This window comes from Bacillus sp. FSL K6-0994, assembly GCF_038630815.1.
Classification (GTDB): Bacteria; Bacillota; Bacilli; order Bacillales; family Bacillaceae; genus Bacillus; species Bacillus safensis.
Genome location: NZ_CP152043.1, coordinates 67,269 through 86,841, shown reverse-complemented (window position 1 = coordinate 86,841; position 19,573 = coordinate 67,269). Strand labels below are relative to the sequence as shown.

Annotated in this window: 18 protein-coding genes and 2 tRNA genes; all 20 read right to left on the bottom strand. The window is 42.5% G+C overall.

Translation table 11 applies throughout. From position 1 onward, the window contains the following. Positions 1–4 precede the first annotated feature (4 nt). Positions 5–1,423, bottom strand: a complete 1,419-nt coding sequence (locus MHB69_RS00450) for an anthranilate synthase component I family protein (RefSeq protein WP_342495888.1) — start codon at positions 1,421–1,423, stop codon at positions 5–7. Between the two features lie 124 nt (positions 1,424–1,547). Further along, complete coding sequence (gene cysK / locus MHB69_RS00445) at positions 1,548–2,471, bottom strand: cysteine synthase A (RefSeq protein WP_024425655.1); 924 nt, start codon at positions 2,469–2,471, stop codon at positions 1,548–1,550. Positions 2,472–2,548: 77 nt separating this feature from the next. Next, a complete protein-coding gene (locus MHB69_RS00440) occupies positions 2,549–3,457 on the bottom strand; it encodes a peptidyl-prolyl cis-trans isomerase (protein ID WP_024425654.1) in 909 nt (302 codons plus the stop codon). Positions 3,458–3,503: 46 nt separating this feature from the next. Beyond that, entirely contained in the window at positions 3,504–4,379 is an 876-nt protein-coding gene (gene hslO / locus MHB69_RS00435; protein WP_041105733.1) for an Hsp33 family molecular chaperone HslO, read from the bottom strand. A 14-nt stretch (positions 4,380–4,393) separates the two neighbouring features. Further along, the gene (locus MHB69_RS00430) at positions 4,394–5,170 is read right to left on the bottom strand and encodes a type III pantothenate kinase (protein WP_024427185.1); all 777 of its coding nucleotides are present in this window, start codon (positions 5,168–5,170) and stop codon (positions 4,394–4,396) included. 162 nt (positions 5,171–5,332) lie between these two features. Beyond that, positions 5,333–7,234, bottom strand: a complete 1,902-nt coding sequence (gene ftsH, locus MHB69_RS00425) for an ATP-dependent zinc metalloprotease FtsH (RefSeq protein ID WP_034284252.1) — start codon at positions 7,232–7,234, stop codon at positions 5,333–5,335. 95 nt (positions 7,235–7,329) lie between these two features. After that, on the bottom strand, positions 7,330–7,869 hold the full coding sequence (hpt, locus tag MHB69_RS00420; protein ID WP_008357399.1) for a hypoxanthine phosphoribosyltransferase: 540 nt from the start codon (positions 7,867–7,869) through the stop codon (positions 7,330–7,332). A 15-nt stretch (positions 7,870–7,884) separates the two neighbouring features. Further along, positions 7,885–9,288, bottom strand: coding sequence for a tRNA lysidine(34) synthetase TilS (gene tilS / locus MHB69_RS00415; protein ID WP_342495887.1), 1,404 nt, complete (start codon positions 9,286–9,288; stop codon positions 7,885–7,887). 97 nt (positions 9,289–9,385) lie between these two features. Further along, on the bottom strand, positions 9,386–10,393 hold the full coding sequence (locus tag MHB69_RS00410; protein ID WP_080701255.1) for a serine/threonine protein kinase: 1,008 nt from the start codon (positions 10,391–10,393) through the stop codon (positions 9,386–9,388). After that, positions 10,377–11,114 carry a VWA domain-containing protein gene (locus MHB69_RS00405; RefSeq protein WP_034284249.1) on the bottom strand — a complete coding sequence of 246 codons (738 nt, stop codon included), beginning with the start codon at positions 11,112–11,114 and terminating at the stop codon, positions 10,377–10,379. The genes MHB69_RS00410 and MHB69_RS00405 overlap by 17 nt, the downstream gene beginning before the upstream one ends. Positions 11,115–11,190: 76 nt before the next feature. After that, the gene (spoIIE, locus tag MHB69_RS00400; protein ID WP_024425648.1) at positions 11,191–13,674 is read right to left on the bottom strand and encodes a stage II sporulation protein E; all 2,484 of its coding nucleotides are present in this window, start codon (positions 13,672–13,674) and stop codon (positions 11,191–11,193) included. Between the two features lie 203 nt (positions 13,675–13,877). Next, positions 13,878–13,949: transfer RNA gene (locus tag MHB69_RS00395), tRNA-Glu, on the bottom strand. Positions 13,950–13,974: 25 nt separating this feature from the next. Beyond that, positions 13,975–14,048, bottom strand: a tRNA-Met gene (locus tag MHB69_RS00390). 179 nt (positions 14,049–14,227) lie between these two features. Beyond that, the gene (locus tag MHB69_RS00385; RefSeq protein WP_008357409.1) at positions 14,228–14,623 is read right to left on the bottom strand and encodes a S1 domain-containing RNA-binding protein; all 396 of its coding nucleotides are present in this window, start codon (positions 14,621–14,623) and stop codon (positions 14,228–14,230) included. Between the two features lie 82 nt (positions 14,624–14,705). Beyond that, on the bottom strand, positions 14,706–15,080 hold the full coding sequence (locus MHB69_RS00380; RefSeq protein ID WP_003217952.1) for a septum formation initiator family protein: 375 nt from the start codon (positions 15,078–15,080) through the stop codon (positions 14,706–14,708). An 18-nt stretch (positions 15,081–15,098) separates the two neighbouring features. Beyond that, positions 15,099–15,737 (bottom strand): spore cortex biosynthesis protein YabQ, encoded by a 639-nt coding sequence (yabQ, locus tag MHB69_RS00375; protein ID WP_041115217.1) that lies wholly within the window; start codon positions 15,735–15,737, stop codon positions 15,099–15,101. After that, positions 15,734–16,042 carry a sporulation protein YabP gene (gene yabP / locus MHB69_RS00370; RefSeq protein WP_024425646.1) on the bottom strand — a complete coding sequence of 103 codons (309 nt, stop codon included), beginning with the start codon at positions 16,040–16,042 and terminating at the stop codon, positions 15,734–15,736. The genes yabQ and yabP overlap by 4 nt, the downstream gene beginning before the upstream one ends. A 73-nt stretch (positions 16,043–16,115) precedes the next feature. Then, entirely contained in the window at positions 16,116–16,376 is a 261-nt protein-coding gene (locus MHB69_RS00365; protein WP_008341839.1) for an RNA-binding S4 domain-containing protein, read from the bottom strand. Then, positions 16,373–17,857: a nucleoside triphosphate pyrophosphohydrolase gene (gene mazG, locus MHB69_RS00360; protein ID WP_342495886.1), complete on the bottom strand. Its 1,485-nt coding sequence runs from the start codon at positions 17,855–17,857 to the stop codon at positions 16,373–16,375. Before mazG ends, MHB69_RS00365 begins: the two co-directional genes overlap by 4 nt. Continuing rightward, positions 17,847–19,451, bottom strand: coding sequence for a polysaccharide biosynthesis protein (locus MHB69_RS00355; protein WP_342489743.1), 1,605 nt, complete (start codon positions 19,449–19,451; stop codon positions 17,847–17,849). Before MHB69_RS00355 ends, mazG begins: the two co-directional genes overlap by 11 nt. Positions 19,452–19,573: the final 122 nt, after the last annotated feature.

The window sequence follows — 19,573 nt, the reverse complement described above, 5'->3', positions numbered from 1 at the left end:
ACCTCTAACTCAAAATAGTCTCTTCTTTGCTCAGCTGTAATGCTTTTTTCACTGCATAGGCTTTTTTAATCGATTCTTTATATTCGTGTTTAGGGACAGAATCTATGACGATCCCCGCACCTGACTGCATAAAGGCTTTTCCTTCTGTACAATACGCAGTACGAATGACGATATTAAAGTGCATATCTTGATTGAATCCAAACCAGCCTATAGATCCAGTATAAAGCCCACGTCTTGTTGGCTCAAGTTCTTCTATGATTTCCATCGTCCTCACTTTTGGAGCACCTGTAATCGTTCCACCTGGGAATACAGCTCTCATGACATCTACCGCGTCACATTCATCACGCAGCTCTCCTTGTACATTGGATACAATATGCATCACGTGCGAATATTTCTCAATCGCCATAAATTCGTTCACTTTTACGGATCCATAAGTGGATACGCGTCCAAGATCATTCCGCTCAAGATCAACGAGCATCACATGCTCTGCGCGTTCTTTTTCATTTTCAATGAGCTCTTTTGCCAGCGCTTGATCCTCAGCGTCGTCTTTGCCTCGTGATCTTGTTCCGGCAATTGGTCTTGTTTCTAGCTGAGTTCCTTTTTTCTTAATAAGCAGCTCTGGAGATCCACAAACAATCTGGAAGTCAGGCGTATGCAGGTAAGACATATAAGGAGATGGATTGACTTGACGTAACGTTTTGTATAAATCATACGGATGAGTGTGAAGCTGTTCATCTTGTCTGATGGATAAGTTCACTTGGAACACATCACCGTTTGCGATATATTGCTTAATTTTCTCTACTGCTTCCCCAAAGGTTTCTTCAGTGAAAGGTGCTGCTGGTACAAATTCTGTGGAAGATTCATTGACAGGTGATTGTGCTAATTCTTCTGAAGAGCTTGTCCATTTTTGCTTCCATTCCTCAAGCCTTTGGTTCGCTTCACTCCCTGATTCCGCTTCCTCTATGTGCGTAATCAGCCACAGCGCGTTTTCTTCATGATCAAAAACTGCAACATCATTAAACACGAGGAAATAAAGGTCTGGTGTTTGTAGATCATCAATTGCCAGCATCTTAAAATGCTCGATGTATCTAGCATAATCGTAGCTTAAAAACCCAATCGCTCCGCCTTGAAAGTCGGGGTATTCGTCGTTCGTTTCGGTTTGAAGGGTTTGAAACCAATCCGTAAACGCTCTGAATGGATCACCTTCTTTGAACAGCACCTCATCTTGATAATGGATGGTCGTCATCCCATCTTTCCCCTTCGCTTTAGCGATCGGGTGAATACCAGCGATGCTATATGAACCGCCGCGTGCACTTTCAAGAAGCACATGATGTGTTTCACGAGCAGTTAATTGTTCGTATCTCTTCAAGAATGCATCTTTCGTAAAAGGAATTTTGATGCCCATCGGCCTGCGTTGTGTCATGTTATCATCCTTTTTCATTTTCATTAATCTTATTGTAATGCAATCCAATTTATTTAGAAAATAGTATTTGCTTTCCATCTTCAGAATTCATGAAAAAACCCCAGCAAATGCTGGGGTGATTGGTTTAATCGAATTGATAAAGAGGTGTACTGAGGTAACGCTCTCCATTACTTGGTATGATGGCGAGAACCTTTTTCCCTTTACCAAGCTTCTTCGCTGTTTGAAGCGCTGCGTAAATAGCTGCTCCTGAAGAAATACCGCCAAGAATTCCTTCTTCTTTCGCTGCTTTTCTTGCAAGCTCAAATGCATCTTCGTTTTTCACTTGGATGATGCCGTCATATATTTCTGTGTTCAAGATTGAAGGAACAAAACCTGCTCCAATTCCTTGAATTTTATGCGGACCCGGCTTCCCGCCTGACAATACAGGGGAATCTGTCGGCTCTACTGCATAAAGCTGGATGGATGGGATGGCTTCTTTTAGGACTTCACCAGCACCTGTAATCGTACCGCCCGTACCAACACCTGCAATAAATGCATCAAGCTCGCCGTCAAATTGTTCAAGGATTTCTTTCCCAGTTGTACGACGGTGAATCTCCGCATTGGCTTCATTGCTAAATTGCTGAGGCATGAAGTAACCATGCTCCTCTGCCAATTCTTCCGCTTTTTTGATGGCACCTTTCATTCCTTCTGCACCTGGTGTTAAGACAAGCTCCGCACCATAAGCGCGTAAAAGGTTGCGGCGCTCCTGACTCATTGTGTCCGGCATAACCAAAATCGCGTTAATTCCTTTAGCAGCCGCTACCATTGCAAGGCCGATTCCTGTGTTTCCGCTTGTTGGTTCAATAAGCGTATCGCCGGCTTTTAATGTTCCTTTTGCTTCAGCATCTTCGATCATCGCTAAAGCAATACGATCTTTGACACTGCTGCCCGGGTTCATATATTCAAGTTTCAAGTAGACATCCGCACTGTCTTCATCTACTAAACGGTTTAATTTAACGACTGGTGTATTTCCTATTAGTTCAAAAACTGAATTTGCAATACGAGCCATCACTAACACCTCTATCTCCGAGTAATTTTATTGTATTAATATTAAATTATCAATTTCAAAAAATTTTGTCAATGCTTTTAGTCCTGCTCGCCATCGTAAAACCATGTGACTTTTGCTTCTTTCCACAGGGTTTTGACATTCGCCTTTTCACCTAGATCTTCCATGGCGATCTGCCTTTTAATCTGGTCTTTGACTTCGTCATAGGAGAAAGAGCGGCCATTTAATTTTTCTTTTAACTGAATAATGGCATACCCGTTTTTGGTCTGAATCGGCTCTTTCGTCCATTCATCTGGCTGAAGCTTTTGAGCTTCTTGTATGTATAGGGCTGGGATGCTTTCCTGCTCTTCTGTCACAAATCCAAGATCTCCGCCGTATGGTGAGGTGTAACGGTCGATTGAACGTTCAGCTGCTACGGCTTCGAAGCTAGATCCACCTTTTAAATCTTTCAATACATTTTCAGCCTCGCTCTTTGTCTTCACGACGATATGGCGAATGCGGTATGAATCATCATATTGATATAAGTCCTTGTTTTTTTCATAAAACGATTTCGCTTCTTTTTCAGAAACGACGGCATCTCTTGTTAAAAGCTGCTCCAATAAAATTTGATAACGAATCTGTTCTTTCCATTCCTTCTCACTTGTATGTCCATCTTCATAGAAATTATTAGACACCGCTTTGAGCATGAGCAATTCACGATTGATCTCTTTCGAAGACACCTCCAGCTTGTTTTGCTTGGCAAGCTGATTGACCACCTTTTGATTGATCATTTGCTCAAGTGTCGCCTTTCCGTAGCGGTCTTCCATTTTCTTTAACCATTCTTGACGCGTCACCTTCTCTTTTCCAATCGACGCAATTTCTTCACCGCTCTTCCCGTTAGAAGAGGCCTGTGACATTTGTGACTTTGTTAATACATATGCAATGACAACGGCATTAATCATGAGCAACACGAGGATAAATGTCCATACCACTCTTGCTTTTAGTCTCATCTTTCGGCTCCTTTCCATTCTAAAAAGAAAACCCGCTGCTTAGAGCTTAGCGGGTTAATTCTTCACGTAGCTCTTCTAGCTCTTCTTTTGTAAATACATACGTTTCGTTACAAAAATGGCATTGAGCTTCTGCTTGTCCGTCTTGTTCAATCATATCATCAATTTCGGCTTTCCCTAGGCTGATAATGCCATTTGCAAACCGTTCTTTTGAGCAGTTACAAGAAAATTCGACGGGTACAGTTTCTAAAATTTGAGGCTTTTCACCGAGTACTTCTTCTAATATTTGTTCTGGTGTCATCCCTTTTTCAATGAGTTTAGAGATGGGTTCAATGGTTGACAGGCGCTTTTCTAGTCTTTCAATGACAGCATCTTCTGTACCAGGCAGCAATTGAATGATGAAACCGCCTGCTGCGAGGATCGAATTATCTGGATTGACAAGGACACCTACGCCTACAGAGGAAGGCACTTGCTCAGAAGAAACAAGATAATAAGTGAAGTCATCTCCAATTTCACCTGAGACGATTTCCGTTTGTCCTGTAAAGTGGTCCTTCAGCCCGATATCTTTGACAACACTTAACGTTCCAGATGTTCCGACTGCACGTCTCACATCCAGCTTGCCATGTTCATTTAAGTCAAAGTGAACTTGTGGGTTTGAGACATATCCTCGTACCTGGCCTTTTGCATTTCCATCAGCAATAATGGCGCCGATTGGTCCACCGCCTTCTATTTTGACAGTTAGCTTATTCTCACCTTTCAGCATAGCACCCATCATGACTGTTGCTGTCATCGTTCTGCCGATGGCTGCTGATGCAGTCGGCCACGTATGATGTCTTCTTTGTGCTTCGTTGATTGTATCTGTTGTGTTTGCAGCATATGCGCGGACTTTTCCGTCATATGCTAACGCTTTAACTAAGTAATCCATTTGATTTAAACCTCCTATAATACACCGACACGATTACGTTCATAAATGAGCTGCAGTCCTTTTAATGTGAGGAACGGATCGACAATATCAATACAGTCTGATTCATTTCCAATCAATGTAGACAAACCGCCTGTTGCAATGACTTTCGGTGTTTGTTTGGCCTGCTGCTTCATCCGTTTCACTATTCCCTCGACTTGGCCAACATATCCATAAAGGATGCCGGATTGCATCGCACTGATGGTGTTTTTTCCAACAATGTGATCTGGACGGACAATTTCAATTCTCGGCAGCTTCGCCGCTCTTGTATATAAAGCCTCAGTTGAGATGGTAATACCCGGTGCAATCGCTCCACCCATGTATTGTTTTTGTTCATTGATATAACAGTAGGTTGTTGCTGTTCCAAAGTCTACCACAATAAGAGGCGCCCCATATAGGTGAATGGCTGCTACTGCATTGACAATTCGATCTGCCCCGACTTCCTTTGGATTGTCACACATAATGTTTAATCCAGTCTTCATTCCAGGCCCTACAATTTGGGGTGTTATGTGAAAATACTTTTCGCACATTCTTTCAAGTGCGAACATCATAGGCGGGACAACAGACGAGATGATAATCCCTTCTATTTGGTCAAACATCAGCCCCACATAATCGAATAAAGCTCTGATGGACATACCAAATTCATCTTCTGTTTTATGACGGCTTGTTTCAATTCGCCAATGGTAGTTTAGATCGCCATTATGATAAACACCTAAAACGGTATTTGTGTTTCCTACATCTATCACGAGTAACAACTTCATCACCACTTTGAATAGTTTCTCAAAAAGAGCATTTTTCGACTTTCTATCATACCATACACGAATTGAGTTCCATTTGTAAACAATTCGAAACCGATCCATTCATAAATCGAAATAAAAAAAGCTGCCGGTGATCCCGGCAGCTTTCACAGAAGGAGATTAGATCTCCTCATCTTCTTTTTTCTTGATGTTTACTTTCACATCATCGTTTTTCTCTTCGTCATCTGCGTATACACGCTCTGGAAGCTTTCCAGTTTCGTAAAGAGATTTAATTTGCTCAGCATCTAATGTTTCAACTTCTAGAAGGGCTTGTGCGATGATTTCTAGCTTATCTTTATTCTCAGTGAGAATTTGCTTCGCACGTTCGTAGCTCTCCTTAATGAAACGCTGAACTTCTTGGTCAATTTCGTAAGCGATCGCTTCACTGTAATTCGGCTCATTGTTGAAATCACGGCCAAGGAATACTTGACCTCCTTGTGATTGACCGAATTGAAGCGGACCAAGTTTATCAGACATACCGAACTCTGTAACCATTCTTCTTGCAATGCCTGTTGCACGCTGGAAGTCGTTGTGAGCGCCTGTACTTACTTCGCCAAACGTAATTTCCTCTGCAACACGACCGCCGAGCAAGCCGACAATTTTATCAAGAAGCTCTGGCTTCGTTTGGAAATAACGGTCTTCTCTTGGAAGCATGACCGCATATCCGCCTGCCTGACCACGAGGAACGATCGTTACTTTATGCACCATGTCCGCTTCGTCTAGGATAAGACCAATGACGGTATGACCTGCTTCATGGTAAGCCACGATATTACGTTCTTTCTTCGAAATGACGCGGCTTTTCTTCGCCGGCCCAGCGATGACACGGTCAGTCGCTTCATCGATATCACGCATATCGATTTTCTTTTTGTTTTGACGGGCAGCAACAAGTGCTGCTTCGTTTAGTAAGTTCTCAAGATCTGCTCCAGAGAACCCTGGTGTTCTGCTAGCAATGGCTTTTAAGTTGACTGACTCGTCAAGCGGTTTGTTTTTCGCATGAACTTTCAGTACTTCTTCACGGCCAATAACATCTGGGCGGTCAACCGTAATTTGACGGTCAAAACGTCCCGGACGCAGCAATGCAGGGTCTAGAATATCTGCACGGTTCGTCGCAGCAATGATAATAATACCTTCGTTGGCACTAAAACCATCCATTTCAACAAGAAGCTGGTTAAGCGTTTGTTCACGCTCATCATGACCACCGCCAAGTCCGGCTCCACGCTGACGACCCACTGCATCAATCTCATCAATAAAGATTAAGCAAGGTGCATTCTTTTTCGCATTTTCGAATAAATCACGTACACGTGATGCACCGACACCGACGAACATCTCGACGAAGTCAGAACCACTGATGCTGAAGAAAGGAACGCCTGCTTCTCCTGCAGATGCTCTCGCAAGCAATGTTTTACCTGTACCTGGAGGTCCTACTAGTAAAACCCCTTTAGGGATTCTTGCGCCAAGCTCCGCAAATTTACGTGGATCCTTCAGGAATTCAACCACTTCTACAAGCTCTTGCTTCTCTTCATCTGCACCGGCAACATCTTTAAATTTCACACGTTTCTTCTCTTCTGTGTAAAGCTTCGCCTTACTCTTACCAAAGTTCATGACTCGGCTTCCGCCGCCCTGAGCTTGGTTCAATAAGAAGAAGAACAGGATAAAGATGATGATAAACGGAATGATGGTTGTCAGAACTTGCAGCCATCCATTTGTTTCAGGTGCTGGTTCTACTTTTACATCTGTATTCTTCAGTGCACTGTAAATTTGGTCAACACCTTGACCATCTGGAACATGGGTAATGAAGTATTGATCTTTCTTCGCGCCATCTAATTGACCACGAATTTCATAAACCCCTCTTACAGGCTGAATGGAGATACTCTCCACTTTTCCCGCACTTAGATTTTGCGAAAATTTGCTGTAAGACATGTTCTCAGGCTTTTGATTTGGGGATCCTAACCAACTGACGACCCCTATCACAAGTAATAAAATAAGTATATAAAAAATCGTATTACGAAAAACCCGATTCATTCCTTACCTCCTCCCACAGTAAGCACAACTATGTTCAATAGTATCATAGAAAATCATTCCAACACAACCAATAACCTCATGTATACGTATGCTGATCAGCCTTCGTAAACAGATGGTTTTAACACTCCAATATACGGGAGGTTTCGGTAACGTTCAGCGAAATCCAATCCATAGCCGACAACAAATGCATCTGGCACTTCAAATCCAACATAATCTGCTTTGATGTCTGCTTTGCGGCCGCTTGGTTTATCAAGCAATGTCACAATTTTAATGGAATTTGCTTTACGGTATCGGAAAAGCTCTACCAGATAGCTCAAAGTTAACCCACTGTCGATGATATCTTCCATAATCAAAATATCTCTTCCTTCAACAGAAGTATCTAGATCCTTAATGATCTTTACTTCTCCAGAAGATACGGTAGACTTTCCGTAGCTAGATACATCCATAAAATCAAGTTCTAAATATGTATCAATGTGTTTGATCAGGTCTGCCATGAATGGAAGAGCCCCTTTCAAAACACCAATAGCCAGGGGAAATTTACCATCATAATCGCTGGTTAATGTTGCACCCAGTTCCTTCACTTTTTGCTGGATCTCTTCTTCTGAGATCAAAATCTTTTCAATATCTTGTTTCATGCTTTTGCTTGCCCCCTACAAATTTTCGTGCTGTCTATATTGTAATACAATGAGATCGCTGTTTGTCATATCAATTTCTTCAAAAACGGATTTTTTCAGACCTGGGATCCAGATGATTTGATGATCCGAGTCAGTGACGATCGGCCAGCTGTCTCTTTCTGCAAGAGGCACTTTTTTATCAATAAATATATCCTTCACCTTTTTTGATCCATTCATCCCTTTAAGTTTGATTCGATCACCATTTTTTCGTGAGCGAATGATTAAAGGGAGACGAACATGATCTTTTTGAAGCAAGAAAAAATGGTTTCCGTTCCGTGCATCCTTCGGAACATGATTTGATACGACGATAGACTGTCCACTTGGGAGAAAAAGCTCTTCTCCGAGCTCAACCTTTAAGTGAAGAGCATAAGACTGGTCTAATACATGCGATCGTTCAAAGGTAAACATACAGTGATCATAAGACTTGACAGCTTGTAAACCTTTTGGCAAATCTAATGATCCAGACGGTTGATCTGTATGAGATAACCAGTCTAAAGTCCCTAGAATATGCTGGTTTGAAAACGCTGATTGAGTGTTTTCATAAAGATAGTTTAATATTAGTTGAATGCCTCTTCTTTGTAAAGGCAAAGGCAGGTCAAGCAAAGGCTTCGTTTTGATCTCAATTTGCTTAGGCGATTGACTCGTTATCACTTGGTTCATTTGTTCCTTTGTTAAAGCCTGCAAGTATTGCTCATCCTCAGTCAGCATGTCACTTACAAACTGAAAGCTTTCATGTACATGAGGTGCCTCTTCTTTTAACACGGGAAGAATATGTCTTCTTACCCGGTTTCTCAAGTAGTCATCCGTATGATTGCTTTGATCAATGACATAGGGGACATGTTCTTTTTCACAAGCTTTTAGCACGTCGTCTTTAGAGTATCCAATGAGCGGACGAATCAGCCATCCGCCTTGAAAAGGACGTTTTGCTTGGATACCCGCGAGTCCAATACCAACAGTCCCTCTCACAAGTCTCATCATCATTGTTTCTACTTGGTCGTCTCCATGATGTGCAAGCGCTATAAATTGAGCGTTGTATTGCTCCATCAATTGACGAAAGAAAGCATATCTGCACTCCCTTGCAGCTGCCTGTTTGTTTAAGCGGTTTTCTTTTGCATATTGGGTGACCTGTATGCGGGACGATTCAAAAGGGATCTCGTGCTCCTTACAGTAAGCCTCAACAAATGCCAAATCAGCGAAGGATTCTTCTCCTCTGAACATGTGATCTACATGGGCTGCAATCAGCTGATAGGAACCTTTGCGGCGTTTGTTAAGTTCATGCAGTAAGAGCATGGAATCCGGTCCGCCGGAAACCCCGACAATGACTGTCGTATTTTCAAGGTAAACATCATGTTTTTTCAAAAAAGATTCAATTCTACTCACAACTTCCTCCTCACAAAAGAGCAGGTAATTTAAAGATATACATATCCTATCACTTTCAGTAGCTCCAAGCAAAGAAGAAGCCTGCTTTTTTCCGGCTCTACAACAGGAACAAAACCACATATGCACAGTAAAGAGCGAGTACACTGCACACGATAAGAATGGTTTCAAAAAGTCCGCCTGATTTTTTACGCACTGACGTTCTTTTTGCTGCTGCAGCCCGCGATCGTGAGGTTACTTGTTGATTTTGATTAACAGCAGGTTTTGGCGCGTTTTTTTGCTGCTGCTTCTTCTGGCGCGATTTCCTTGATGCAATCAGCTGTCCTTCTTTCAGCATCGCACTTTTCATGTCTGCTGCTGATTGATATTTACCTTGTAGAGCAGCCTTTAACACCCTTTCATATCGCTTTAATAAAGGATGTCCTTCAATAGCTCGATAAAGCTGCTTTTCTGGTTCTGCTCCTTTTTTGAATTCTTTCTTATACGCACAGTTCACCATCACCATCGTCAGAGCAAATAAATCATAAGTTGGTTCAGCTTTTCGTGTACCGAATCCCCAATAGCCTCGATCAAAAAACTCGGTATACTCCTTAATTGCCCTGCCCGCTTTCGTCGTTCCTCCCACATCAATGCACCGGATCGTGGCCGGGGGCCCAGAAACAATGAGATTATCCGGCTTTAAATCACCAAAAATCCAGCCTTCCTGATGTAAATGAGCCAAGCTAGATAAAAGCTGAATCATTAAAACCACAATCCACTCATCACCCTTTTGTTTCACAAATTCAAGCAGTAATGGGCCTCTGACATATTCCATCACATAAAAAGAGCGTTTTTGAGGCATACCAGGATAAATCGCATCATCCATATCATAAAAAGAAGGCCCCATGGTTTTCACAGGAGCCTTTGAAAAGGATTTTAAAACATTGACTTCAGATGCAATGAGCATACTGTCATCACTCACTTTAAGGGCCGCTTGCCCATGTGGCGATTCGGCCAGATAGACAACACCGTTCGCCCCTTTTCCAAGCTCTTTTACAATACGGTAATGATGGTGGTGCCATTTCCCTTGAATCACCGTGCCTAACGGTATGTTAGAAGCCGAATTCATCATCATGCTCTTCCTTTGCTTCAAGCAGCCCTTTGCGTGAACGAACTGATTTGAAATGCTGAAGTGCTTCCCGAAGCGCTGGTCCCGTTGGGGTGATTCCTCCAGTGGTCAGTTTTGGGAAAATAGATGATAATGAATCGAATCGAGGCGTCCAATTCAACACAATTTCAGCATCTGAGTTTTTCCCGGGAAATACACACATCCCAAACTGATTTTCTCCAATTCTTGAATTTAAACTGATGGAAAGGTCGATGAGTGCTTCTTTTACAGTCGGCAGCTTCGGTTTCATACTTGCACTTGTATCAACAAGCACGAGTACTTGAAGGTGAACCGTCTCTCCTAACTCATCTACAACCTCCATTACTTCCCCGCGCTTATCAGGTGGAAGTTCTTCAATTTCAGCATCTTTGCCGAGAATTTGCTGCAATTCTTTATTCACAACACCTTGCAAGGTTTGTGTCATCGCTTTTTTTGTGACCATTTGTACTGTTTGAGATAACTGCTGGACGTAGACAACTTGATGGATGCCTCCGCCTGCGAGAGCAATCCCCTCTACTTCCTTCATCGCTTCATGATCGTGTCTGTTTTCTTCCATAATGCCAATGACATTGACTGTAATCCCTTGTTCCTTTGCCAATGAGGCAATCGCAAGCGGATCTTCCCCGTGGTTTGAGCAGCCATCTGTAATCAATAAGATTTGGTTGACGTGACCTTTTCGCATCTTCATTCCTCCTGGGATTGTAACTGAATGCTTATATCCCCATCATCGCCAGAAGAAATTCATATTATACGATATTTTAAGAAATCTCTTGTTTCTCAAGATAGAATGTACCGGTCGGAATGGAAGCCCATTTTGGTGTGTTGTGGTCGAGCCTGATGACAACAACTGTCATATCGTCATCAATTTGGCCTGCTCTTGTTCGAATGACCTCTTCCATTAATAAATCAGCAATTTCTTGGGGATCTTCTGTTTTAAAGCTTTTCATTTTCCGTTTCACCCACAGATCATGATTTTCAATATGCTTTGGCCCTTCAAAAATGCCGTCACTCATCATAATCAATAGATCTCCTGCCTTCATCTGTTCACTCACAACCTCGACTTCGAATTCATCAATAATACCGATTGGCAAGTTGCTTGCTTGTACCTTCATCACCTGATCACCCCGTTTAATAAAGCTGGGTGTTGAACCAATTTTGAGGAACTTACAGCTCGCATCCTGTAAATCAATGATCGATAAATCCAATGTTGAATAGATCTCGTCCGTCGTTCTTAAAGATAAAATACTATTAATGGTTTTAATCGCCACTTTTTCATTGATACCTGACGCCAATATTTTTTCTAACAGCTTAATCGTTTCATTGCTTTCAAAATGAGCCCGTGCTCCGTTGCCCATTCCATCACTAATAGCTGCAGCATACTTGCCCGCACCAAGCTCCATCATGCTGTAGCTGTCTCCAGATACCAGTCCTCCTCCTTTTGCTGCATGTGCCACGCCTGTAGCCACTCGATATGATTTAGCAGAGCCAAATACAACGTGGCAATAGCCTGTTGGATGCTCTGCACACTGCTCTGCTTTGACTAAAATCTGTTCTTCTAAAATATCTGAAAGCATTGGAGCAATGATTTTTTCACATTCCCCATGCCCTTGGCAATATGGGATTCTCATTTCAATATCCACATTTCCCTGCTCCAAGCTATAGATTTCTACTTGCTGGATTTCAATGCCAAAGTGCTGAAGCGCTTCTATCATCTGCTCTTCCTGAATAAAATGCTGTTCTCTTTCTCGTTTTATTTCCCGGGAAAAATCCTCCATTACTTGCGAGACCCCCATCAGCTGTTCAGCCACAAGACGTCTGCTGTCTTGGACTTTTTTCTTCAGTGTCTGATTGGCTTTATAGTAAGCGATCTCCTCTTCGATCAATTCCTCGACATGTTTTGATTTTGAGCAGTGCTGACTAAATTTCTTTTTCAATTTTCGGTTATGCTCATACGTTTTTTCATCAGATTCATGCATAACTTGTTTCATTAGTTCATAGGTTGTATCAAAGTTCTGCACCCAGCATTTATTTTTCTTATAGCACGTTTGACAGGATCGTTCTGTGATCGTACTTAAAAAAAGATCTACATCCTCTTCCTGCTTCTTCTCTTCAGGAATAGATTCGTAAAATGTCGCAAAACTCTCAGACAGCGCATGAAATACATGAGAGAACTGATCTACCTTTTTTGCTGTCACGTCTCGTACCTTCCGAGCATATTGCTGCTGCTCTTGTACATGCTCTACCGTACCAGGAATGTATTTCGCTACCTTGGAGGTGACTGATTGTGGCGTGAGCAAAAAGAGCGCAACCGCTATAAGTGATTCATACAGTGTGGTCATGAGACCTGCTGATCCTTCCCCGTACAGTGAAATGAGTAAGGAACCCACAATTAAGCCGATGGCTGCCCCTGCTTTCTTCCCTTCTTTCAGCAATCCGCCTAATAAGCCTGAAAAGGCAAGAAGACTCATCTGATAAAGGTTTCCGATGTTAGCGAGACCGAGAATTAATCCTGTCACAACACCGACCGTACAACCAATACTGGCTCCGCCAATAAAGGCAAACGTCAGCACTACATAACGTGACAAAATATGCTCTGCCTGCATTCCTTGAAATGTGATCCCAGCAAGGCCAGTTAAAACTGAGGCAATTAAAATCATAAAACAAATAATTTCTTCGACCTTTAAAGAGTGTTTAATTTTCCTGACTGTAAAAATCGGCAGGCTTTGAAGAAAAATCAGAGTCAAAATGAAGGCAAGTCCTGCTTCGACACCCGCCATGACGTAATCATAGCTTTGCACAGCACCTTGCTCTAGGTAAACAAACGCTCCTCGGGTGATCAGCATTGAGAGAACAATGACAACCGGTAATGTTTTCACTGGGTCTTTGATGATGAAAGAAACCACCTTTGACATAAGGAGAAACATGAGCAGCGACGCAAACACAAACAATGCATTTTGAGGTGATATCGTCATCGCCCCTGCGAGTAAAGCTAGACAAGCAAGCATCGCCTTATCTCTTTTAATAAGCAGCATGGAGCCAAAGAAAGGCAGAGCAAACGGCATAATTTCAGATAATATAAAGGCTCGTCCTAATAAAAAGCCTAGAACAACATAAATAAACCCTTTATAGAAAAAAAGAGAATGCGTGTGATGAAGAAACAGGTTTTTCATCTTTTTTAATCCCGCACTGATTCTTTCAAACCCCGCTCCTGTTAAATCAGTTCTTCTTTCTAGTTTTTCCATCTTCTCATCCCCCACCTGATATTCGTTGCTTGTCATTATAGCGAAGGTGAAAAAGAAATTTTGTCAAAAGAAGTTGTCGTTTCCATAAAACGTTCGACGCTTTATTCGTCAAAGAGGCATACTTTCATGAAAGTCGATGTCTTTCATCAGAATTTTACGAAGGCACAAAAAAACAGCTTTCCTATAGAAAGCTGTTTCGAAGATGACCCGTACGGGATTCGAACCCGTGTTACCGCCGTGAAAGGGCGGTGTCTTAACCGCTTGACCAACGGGCCTTGCTTTATGTTCTAGTTAAAAGGATAGCGGCGGAGGGGATCGAACCCCCGACCTCACGGGTATGAACCGTACGCTCTAGCCAGCTGAGCTACACCGCCATAATGAAAATGCGCTAAGAAGCACAAGAACTATAATACAAAGGATTCGCTTGTCCGTCAATAGAAAGTTTTAAATTAAATGACGAAATCTCAAAAAATGTCGTATGGATCATGAAAAAAAGCACCTGCTGAACACAGCAGATGCTTTGTTGTGAAAATATATAGAAAGCAGCAACAAGTTAACCTCTTCTTGCTCCGCGCCCCCCACGTTTTGATTCCGTGTTACGTTTTAAAGATGTTAAGCGATCTTCGCTATCTTTTAAGAATTTGTTCATTTTTTGTTCAAACGATTCCTTCGGACGGAAATCATTTCTGCTTGGTCTTGATTGTTGTTGAGGACGATCTTTTGCTTTTTTAATGGACAAGCCGATTTTACCGTCTTTTTCAACGTTAATCACTTTCACTTCAACTTGTTCACCGACTTTTAAATGCTCATTAATATCTTTTACATAGTTATCGGCTACCTCACTGATATGAACGAGACCAGTTGAACCGCCTGGCAACTCCACAAAAGCTCCAAAATTTGTAATGCCCGTAACTTTCCCTTGTAACTTGCTGCCAACTTCAATCGACATAAAAAAAGTGCTCCTCCTTAGACTTATAAAAAAATCTCATTTGTTCAATTATACATAAACTGAATTTTAAGTGTCAACAAGGCTAATCGCTCTTATTGCCCACATCAAAGATTTTTTCGCCTTTTTTGGACATATAATAGTCCCGTCGTGCCAGTTCGAGTACGTATTCCTTGCTTTTCAGCTTCTTAATTTCATCAGAAATATCTTCCTGCTTTGTTTGTAATTGCTTCAACTCTTTTTCGAGCGCAACCTTCTTCTCTTCTTTTTCCTTTAGTGAAGACGATTGCGACCAGAGGGCACTTGTCACCAAGACAGCAAACATGAGCACGATTACACCAAACACGGTAAGCCTTCTAAGGAGTCCGCGACGTTTGCGTTTTAAGCGCTGCGCTTGCTGTTCCATTTGTTTTTGGTAATCATTTTGAATTTGTGCGATATTTCTTTTTCTCTTGTTCAAGATTGAAGGCCTCCTCTCTCACTTTGTCCAGAATTGTTTCCATTTCGTTTTGATGGTACCAGATAATTTCTTGGCCCCTTGTAAAATTCCTGCTCCTTTTGAGAAAAACAATCTCATTGATGTTCGCCATTTTTCGGGAATCCGATGAATAATGGTCACATTGAGTAACCAGATGAGCGGATAACAAACAATCGACAGCACCTTCCACACGAGCCGAAACGTAAAACGAACTAGACGTAAGAGCGAGTGGAGCAAGAACAGTATAGCACTTATGACCAATGTGATCATCCAGCGGATCGGCTGGAAGACAATCGACATGACCAGCCTTTTCAGGAAGAGAACGGTCTGATATACACACATCATGATAAACTTGAGAATCTTAAGATACAGATGTTTCATCAATGCCTGATACATCGAGAAACCTAGAGCAACGGCTAGAAAAATATAAAGCCTGAATTCTCCCTCATTTGTCAGCAGCAGGACGTAAAAGAATAAGAGACCCTGTACCATCCAAAAAAGGAGATCGTGGATAACCAAAAGCCATTTTGCTGTTTTTTCCCGATTCACAAACAGCTTGTACGTATCAAGCGATGCGCCCAGCCAGATGCCCATCGCCGCCATGGAAAGCATCGTATAAAACTGGACTGTCAGCGTCATTTAAACAGCTTGCTAAAAAATCCTTTAGCTTTCTCCCCGTGCTGCTCATCCACATAGATTAAATCAAAAACACGCCCTTTAATCGACACAACGCCCTTTTCGACGTCTAGGTTTTTCATTTGCAGATTTTCTCCGCGGATGGCGAGAATCCCCATGACCGTCTCCAGCAGAAATTCCTCACTATCAAAGCTTTCCACTTGTTTGACACCAGTAATATCTAAATGCTTTCTGTTTCGCATTGTGACATTATGCTCCGCGTCTGATGACAGCTTCGTGCCTTGAGGTTGATTATAATATTGATTCATCTATACATCCCCCATATCTCATACTTGCATGTTACTGCATTGTATGTGATAAGAGGGTCATTTAGAACAAGCCCTATTCTGCTGTTTTTTCTTCTTTTAGCACAGTATACATGCCAGCCGCTTCTTCTTTTTTCGTCGTGTCCTTTAACTCGTTGACTTGAACAGTCACTAGTTTTTGACCAAAGCGGATTTGCAGCTCATCCCCTTCTTTCACGTCAGAGCTTGCTTTCGCCTGTGTTCCGTTAATAGAAATCCTGCCTTGATCAGCTACTTCTTTTGCCAATGTTCTTCTTTTAATTAAACGGGACACTTTTAAAAATTTATCTAGTCTCATGTGTCTTCACCTCTTTCTATGCGTTTTGCATCGTTCCATAGATCGTCCATTTCCTCTAGCGTTAAGTCATCTAATGAACGGCCTATGTCCTTTGCTTTTTGTTCGATATGCTGAAAGCGCCGTATGAATTTTGTGTTGGCAGAAGCGAGTGCCGTTTCAGGCTCTAAGTGATAGAACCGGCCAATATTGACGAGAACAAACAAAAGATCTCCAAATTCATCTTTCATCTGCTTCGTTGCACCATCGTCCGTCTTCTCTGCCACTTCATCGAGAAATTCCTGCTTTTCTTCTTCGTATTTGTTCCAAATATCTTGAACATCTGTCCAATCAAAGCCTACCTTGGCAGCTTTCTTTTGGAGCTTATATGCCTTTGTTAGTGCTGGAAGTGTCGCCGGAATCGATTGCAAAATAGAACCGGTCCGCTCTGGCTTCTCCTGCTGCTTGATTTTTTCCCAGTTGGCAACCACATCTGCTGCCTCAGAAACATTCGTGTCACCAAACACATGGGGGTGCCGCCGAATCATTTTTTCTGTGACATGCTGAATGACGTCATCGATTGAGAAATAACCGTCATCTTCGCCAATTTGAGCGTGAAGCAGCACCTGCAGCAGCACATCGCCAAGCTCTTCCACCATATGATCTGTGTCATCTTCATCTATCGCTTCAAGCAGTTCATAGCATTCTTCAATTAAATATGGTTTGAGTGATTCATTTGTTTGTTTTTGATCCCATGGACAGCCGCCCGGACCTCTTAATGTACGTATAACGTCACGGAAGGTGTCAAATTGTTGATAAAGCAGCTGTTCATCTTGAATTGGAGGAACATAAACACTCGTTAAGTTATTTATCGACACATCTCGATCAAGTTCAAATAAAGGAACGGCAGTAATCTGTTCCTGACTGCTTCCAGCTGCAGTCACAATATAAACTTCATAATCGTCGGGAAGCTTTTCCATCAGTGTGAGTTTCACATTCGAAGCTGTCATCTGATCATATACCTGACAAATCAGGACGTGCTGGGTTAATTTCAGATCATCCGCTCTCATATCCCCTGCATCAACGAATTGTAATCCCTCGATGGGATCAATCTGCAAGGAGTTGAATGTCGCATCTAGAAAGCTTTGTCCACCAGCGACAGACACCTCAATCCCGCGCTCTTTCTGCCCGGAAACGAGCAGCTGTACGGTCTTTTCTGCCACAAATGGATGACCAGGTACTGCGTACACAATGTCTTTTTCCGCTGCCTCTGAAAATAATATTTCGGTAATTTCCTGATACACCTGATCAAACTGATCGTGCTTTTCATAAATTTCATCAAAAAAGGTGAGAGCTGGGACCTCCTGCATCAACTCTGCGGTAAGCGGATGATCCTGCGTTCTCATAAATACTTCTTTCGCCTGCTTCAGCTGCTTATATACACCGAGCGTCAGCTGATCCATGTCGCCTGCCCCGAGACCGACGACGGTAATCTTACCTGCCATTTTGATTCCCTCTCATCTGTTTAAAATATAAAATCTTTTCTCCTAATGGAATGAGTCTCCATTCCTCGTCCGTAAATACTTCTAGCTTAAGAATACTATATAAAAAGGCGAAACCACCAATAAAAACTGATGTCAGGCTCTCTAAAACGGAAAACGGACGTTTTTCAAAGGGGATGACCCATGAAAACAGAGCCTGATATCCTATTAAGACCACAGCCATGAAGGCGGCTGATAAAAGAATTTTCACCGGGAACAGCTCTCTCAACGAAATCCATCCTTTATGCTTCAAATAAACGGCATTGAGCACGGCTGCTGTGAGAAAACCACATACAGTTGACCATGCGGCACCTTGGATGCCAAATAACGGTACAAGCGCAATCGTTAGAATCCATTTCACCAGCACGCTGAGGACCACCACAACAGCAGGGTACACAGTATGCCCGAGCCCTTGCAGTAAAGCCGTCTGCGTAATGGCAATCGATGTAAAGGCGATCGATATACAGAATATTTGCAAGGCATCAGTGCCTAAATCATTACGAAAAAGCATTGTATTGACTGGTTCTAAAATACAAATCAGTCCAACCGCTGACCCTATCCCTAATACCGACGTGGTCTTAACCGATGACCGAACTTTTTGCCGTATCGTTTCATGCTCTCCATTCCTCATGGCTGCTGATAAAAATGGCACAAGTGAGGTTCCGATGCTGATGGCAAACACCGTTCCGAGCTGTAAGAAAGGCTGGCCTCGGTCATATACACCTTTCGCCGCCTTTGCCGCCGCTTCACTGAGACCCTCGCTGCGCAGCAGCGCATACAGATGAAAAGCATCAATCATTTGCATCCATAAAATGAGCAAACCGCTGACACAAATCGTCAATGTATACAGCACCAAACTCTTCATAACATCTTTTTTTCGAAGTGTCGCCTGTTTGCCTGACATACTTGCAGCAGACTGCTTTCGATAGGTCAGCCAAAGGAAAAGAAGCAAAATGAGCGAGGCCGCACTTCCTGCGATAGAAGAGAACACCGCACCCGCCCCTGTTTCATAAAGCGAATAGCCGTGCCTCACGAAATAGAAGGATAAAACAAGCAGGACACCTACCCTGATGAGCTGCTCAACCAACTGAGAAACAGCCGTTGGAAGCATCAGACCGTCACTCTGAAAAACTCCCCTCAGCATCACAGTGAGCGGCAGAAATAGAAACACAAAAGCACTCATCTGGATGAGCAGAATTAATTGACTGTCTGCCATAAGACCCGCAATTGTGCCTGCTCCTATGTAAAGACAAAGAAATAAGACCAGGCTCAGTAAAGTGATATAGACCAAGGATACCCTTGTAATGATCCGTCGATTCTCTTCCCCATGCTCACTCAAAAGCTTGGACACCATGACAGGAAAACCTGTTGTACCAAGCATGATGGCAATGCCAAGGAAAGGATATACCTGCTGATAAATATAAAACCCTGTGTCCCCTACGATGTTTTGAAACGGGACACGGTAAACGGCACTTAGTACCTTTGATAACAAGCCTGCGATGGTCAAAATCACCGCACCCTGGAAAAGCCAGTGCGGCTGATTCACAGCATTTTTCATGGATGACTCCTTTAAAATAGATCTACAGTTAAACGCACTCATTATATCATACGTGAAAAAGACGTTCCTTTCTAAGGAGTAGACGGCACATGTCTCGTTTTGTTTCATTCCATATAAAAAAC

Excerpts from the sequence above, each read along its gene's own strand:
- yabQ (WP_041115217.1), bottom strand. The coding sequence starts at position 15,737 with ATGACGCTGACAGTCCAGTTTTATACGATGCTTTCCATGGCGGCGATG.
- hpt (WP_008357399.1), bottom strand. The coding sequence starts at position 7,869 with ATGAAACAAGATATTGAAAAGATTTTGATCTCAGAAGAAGAGATCCAG.
- mazG (WP_342495886.1), bottom strand. The coding sequence starts at position 17,857 with ATGGCAGGTAAGATTACCGTCGTCGGTCTCGGGGCAGGCGACATGGAT.
- hslO (WP_041105733.1), bottom strand. The coding sequence starts at position 4,379 with ATGGATTACTTAGTTAAAGCGTTAGCATATGACGGAAAAGTCCGCGCA.
- MHB69_RS00385 (WP_008357409.1), bottom strand. The coding sequence starts at position 14,623 with ATGTCGATTGAAGTTGGCAGCAAGTTACAAGGGAAAGTTACGGGCATT.
- MHB69_RS00450 (WP_342495888.1), bottom strand. The coding sequence starts at position 1,423 with ATGACACAACGCAGGCCGATGGGCATCAAAATTCCTTTTACGAAAGAT.
- spoIIE (WP_024425648.1), bottom strand. The coding sequence starts at position 13,674 with ATGGAAAAACTAGAAAGAAGAACTGATTTAACAGGAGCGGGGTTTGAA.
- cysK (WP_024425655.1), bottom strand. The coding sequence starts at position 2,471 with ATGGCTCGTATTGCAAATTCAGTTTTTGAACTAATAGGAAATACACCA.
- MHB69_RS00410 (WP_080701255.1), bottom strand. The coding sequence starts at position 10,393 with ATGAATTCGGCTTCTAACATACCGTTAGGCACGGTGATTCAAGGGAAA.
- MHB69_RS00440 (WP_024425654.1), bottom strand. The coding sequence starts at position 3,457 with ATGAGACTAAAAGCAAGAGTGGTATGGACATTTATCCTCGTGTTGCTC.
- MHB69_RS00355 (WP_342489743.1), bottom strand. The coding sequence starts at position 19,451 with ATGAAAAATGCTGTGAATCAGCCGCACTGGCTTTTCCAGGGTGCGGTG.
- ftsH (WP_034284252.1), bottom strand. The coding sequence starts at position 7,234 with ATGAATCGGGTTTTTCGTAATACGATTTTTTATATACTTATTTTATTA.
- yabP (WP_024425646.1), bottom strand. The coding sequence starts at position 16,042 with ATGAATCAATATTATAATCAACCTCAAGGCACGAAGCTGTCATCAGAC.
- MHB69_RS00405 (WP_034284249.1), bottom strand. The coding sequence starts at position 11,114 with ATGCGAAAAGGTCACGTCAACCAAATCTTATTGATTACAGATGGCTGC.
- MHB69_RS00365 (WP_008341839.1), bottom strand. The coding sequence starts at position 16,376 with ATGAGACTAGATAAATTTTTAAAAGTGTCCCGTTTAATTAAAAGAAGA.